Annotated in this window: 3 protein-coding genes; all 3 read left to right on the plus strand. The window is 59.2% G+C overall.

Annotated features, from left to right (window positions below; translation table 11 throughout):
- The first annotated feature begins 80 nt into the window (after positions 1-80).
- Positions 81-884, plus strand: a complete 804-nt coding sequence (phnE, locus tag QZ638_RS22620; protein ID WP_295814874.1) for a phosphonate ABC transporter, permease protein PhnE — start codon at positions 81-83, stop codon at positions 882-884.
- 274 nt (positions 885-1,158) lie between these two features.
- Entirely contained in the window at positions 1,159-2,781 is a 1,623-nt protein-coding gene (locus QZ638_RS22625; RefSeq protein WP_295814868.1) for an amidohydrolase family protein, read from the plus strand.
- 262 nt (positions 2,782-3,043) lie between these two features.
- On the plus strand, positions 3,044-4,225 hold a 1,182-nt coding region (locus QZ638_RS22630), incomplete at its 3' end, for a Na/Pi cotransporter family protein (RefSeq protein WP_295814872.1).

Below are 4,225 nucleotides of genomic sequence, written 5' to 3' on the forward strand. Positions count from 1 at the left end.
TTCGCATTGGCCATCACCATCGTCATCGTCGCCGTCATCCTGGTGAGCGAAGCGATCAGCGGTCAGATCAGGAAACGGATATGGTGAGCATGGAAACGACCCCGGAAGAATGGGCGCGCTACACCCCGCGTGAGCGGCTGCAGCGTTTCGCGATCTTCCTTCTGGCTGTGCTTGCCATCGTCTGGGCGCTGACCAGCATCGACGTGATATGGGCCTGGGTGTTCGACGCGCCGCAGCAGATGGGCGACCTTTTCGGCCGCATGGTGCCGCCGGACGTGACGAACCTGCCGAGCATATTGTGGGTGCTGGTTGAGACAGTGAACATTGCCACCATCGCCACCGCGATTGCCGTGTTCGTTTCTCTGCCCGTTGCCTATATCGCGGCACAGAATACGACGCCAAATGCCGCGACCCTCTGGCTCGGGCGTTTCATTCTGGTTTCCAGCCGGTCGGTCAACACGATCATCTGGGCACTTCTGTTCGTGGCGATCTTCGGTCCCGGCATCGTGGCCGGCATCATCGCCATCATGTTCCGTTCCATCGGCTTTATCGGCAAGCTTCTCGGCGAAGCCATCGAGGAGATCGATCGACGTCCGGTTGAGGCGCTGGAGGCGACCGGGGCATCGCGTTTCAAGGTGATTCTTTATGCGATCGTGCCGCAGGTAATGCCAACGTTCTGGGCCGTGGCGATCCTGCGCTGGGATATCAACCTGCGCGAATCGACCGTGCTCGGCCTCGTCGGCGCGGGCGGGATCGGCATCATCCTGCAAAGTGCCATCGACACGTTCAACTGGCAGGAAGCCGCCACCGTTCTGCTGGCGATCCTCACGCTCGTGGTGCTTGGCGAGATCGTTTCAGCCTGGCTGCGCAAGCGGATCATTTGACGTTCGATTAGCGCAACACTCGGTTCAATTTGCCTGCGAGCGGTCATCGTTCGCGGGCTTTCTTGTCTCTACAAGTACGATTATGAATAGTCAGATTTCGTGATTTTAATAGTAAAATCAAATATTTGACTCACGCCCTTCCATCCCTAGGCTGATCTTCCGCACGAGTCGGGAAGGAAGGAGGGTTCCGACCGTCGCAGTTCGCACGCCGCTGCCTCATGCCCGCGCGCCATTCGCGCACCAGCGGCAATAATGAATTTCGGGAGAACTCGAATTGAAACGTTTCACGCTGAAAGGCCTCTCGCTCCTCCTGATTGGGGCGGGCGCTTTGGTTTCCGCCCCAATCCATGCAAGCGCACAGGAAAAGGCCGAAATAATCATCGAAAACGGCTTCGTTCATGACGGAACCGGCGCACCTTGGATCGTCGCGGATGTGGCAATCAGCGGCGACCGCATCGTCGCCGTGGGCAATCTGGATGACATGGGTGCCGCGCGCCGCATCGATGCCGAGGGTCTGCATGTCGCACCCGGCTTCATCGACGTGCACACCCATGCCGGCGAAGGCCTTGCCACCAAAGAACTCTCGCATGGCGAGCCTCTGTTGGCGCAGGGGCTGACAACGGTGATGATCAATCCGGACGGTGGCGGTGCGGTGGATCTGGCCGCACAACGCGAAGCACTTCTCAAGGACGGCATCGGCGTGAATGTCGGCCTGATGGTACCGCACGGATCCGTACGCCGCGAGGTGATGGGCGACGAAGACCGCCCTGCCGACGAAGATGACCTTAACGCCATGCGTGAATTGGTGCGCAAAGGTATGGAAGAAGGCGCATTCGGACTTTCCAGCGGTCTGTTTTACGCACCCGGCTCCTTCGCCGAGATTGCCGAAGTGGTTGAATTGGGCAAGGTGACCGGCGAATTCGGAGGCCTCTACACCAGCCATATCAGGGATGAGAGCGACTACTCCATCGGCCTGATCGGTGCAGTGGACGAGGTGATCCATGTGGCCCGTGAGGCGCGGATTCCAGGCATCGTAACGCATGTGAAGGCACTCGGGCCCCGCGTGTGGGGTTTTTCCGAAGCGGTCATTCAACGGATCGAGCGGGCTCGTGCCGAAGGCGTGGAAATGTGGGTCGATCAGTATCCGTACGATGCTTCGGCAACACGGCTTTCCTCAGCATTGATTCCACGCAAAGCGATGGCGGGCGGCACGGAAGCGATGCTGAAACGCCTCACTGACGAGGCGGAACTGGAAGCGTTGCGACCGCAGATTGCCGAGAACCTCGACAGACGCGGCGGCGCGGATCGCATCCAGATCCGCACCTTCGCACCCGACACCGACCTGGAAGGCAAACGCCTAAGCGACATCGCGAAAGCCCGTGGGCTGGATGCGATCGACACAACCGTGGCGATGCTGCGTGAAGCCGAGGGCGATGTCGGCATCGTCTCCTATAATATGCTCGAAAGCGACATTGCGCGTTTCATGCAACAGCCGTGGCGTATGACATCTTCCGACGGCGGGCTGGTAAAAATGGGCGAAGGTGTGCCGCACCCGCGCAGCTACGGCAGTTTCCCTCGCATGATCGCCCATTACGCACGCGATCGGAAAGTGGTGCCGGTTTCCAAGGCGATCCACTCCATGACCGGCTTACCGGCAACGGTCTACCGGATGAAAGATCGTGGCTTCCTCCGCGAGGGTATGGTCGCCGATGTGGTTGTGTTCAATCTGGCTCAGATGAAAGATGTGGGCACCTTCACCGATCCGCATCATCTGGCCGAAGGCGTGGATTACCTCATCGTCAACGGTAGGCTGAGCATCGACGACGGCGCATTCACAAATGCAATGAGCGGACGCGTGCTCGATCGAAACGGAGCCGACAAAAAGCGCGGCGAGTAGCCCTTCGGCAACGCGCGAAAGCCGAGAGCCCGAAAGCAGACCGGGCTCTCGTTGCTTGAAATGCGGGAAGCCCCACCGATAGATCGTTCGCCGGCAGATTTCCATCCGCCTCAAGATCGAACATTTGCTATATTAAAATTGCAAATGTAACATGACGCACCGACTCCACCGGCTGTCTCGAACGAATTATTCCGGTTTACCCAGCTCGTTCGCTTTAGTTTTCCGCAGAGTCAGGTTTCGTGTAAACTTTTTCAGAGGCGATATGAGCGGTTCCGTCTTCTTTCTGCATATGGCAGGCGCCGTGGCGCTGCTGCTCTGGGCAACGCGCATGGTTCGCACCGGCGTTGAGCGCGCCTATGGCAATGTGTTGCGTCAGCGCCTGCGTCAGACGTTGGGCAACCCGCTTCTGGCCGCCCTGACCGGGCTCGCGCTTTCCATCGCCCTGCAGAGCTCGACGGCGGTGACGCTGTTGATCGGTTCGTTTGCGGGGTTGGGCATCGTAACGGGACTTTCCGGCATCCTCGCCGTGCGCGGCGCGGAAGTAGGATCGGCGCTGGTTGTAAAGATCCTGAGCTTCGATCTGACACTCCTCGTTCCGCTGTGTCTTCTGTCCGGTACGGCGATCTTTCTGGCAACCGAACGCCGGCAATGGCGGCAGTTCGGCCGGATACTCGTCGGGGTCGGTCTGCTTATCCTGTCGCTAGAAATGATGGGCGAAGCCTCAGAACCGCTTCAACAAAGCACCATTGTTCCGCTGATCGTCGGATATCTTTCCGACGATCCAATCACCGCCTTTCTGCTTGCCGCCGTAACCACCTATCTTTTCCATTCCAGCATCGCCGCCGTGCTCCTGCTGACCACATTCGCGGCACGCGGCATCGTTTCCCCCGACCTTGGGATCGTCATGGTTCTGGGCGTCAATCTCGGCAGTTCCTTCATCGCCCCGATGCTTACACGCCGTTCGCCACCCCCCTACCGCATCGTGCCTCTCGGCAACCTCTTGATGCGCGGCCTCGGTTCAGTGGTTCTGCTGACGGCGTTCGTGATATCCGAGCCCAGCCTCGAACGCCTCGGCAGCGATCCGGCGGATCGGATCATCCATGCGCATATTGCATTCAACGTGCTGATACTGATTGCCGGCATTCCGCTTTCACGGCTGATCCTCAAAGCGACACAGGCGCTCGTTGCGCTACAGACAGGTTCGCAAAGTGAGACGGACGAAGGCAGCGAAACGGCAATAGCTGAAACCAGCGCGCTCGACGCAGCCGCATTGGATACCCCGCATCAAGCGCTCGCCAATGTGACACGCGAGACGGTGCGGATGTGCGAGACCGTGGAGTTCATGCTTTGCCGGATTATCGAACTGTATGAAAAGGCCGATCGAAAATCGATCGCGGCGCTGGCCGCCCTCGACGACACGGTGGATCGGCGTCATGCTGCCATC

Origin of the sequence: uncultured Nitratireductor sp. (assembly GCF_913053745.1) — a bacterium.
GTDB lineage: Bacteria > Pseudomonadota > Alphaproteobacteria > Rhizobiales > Rhizobiaceae > Nitratireductor.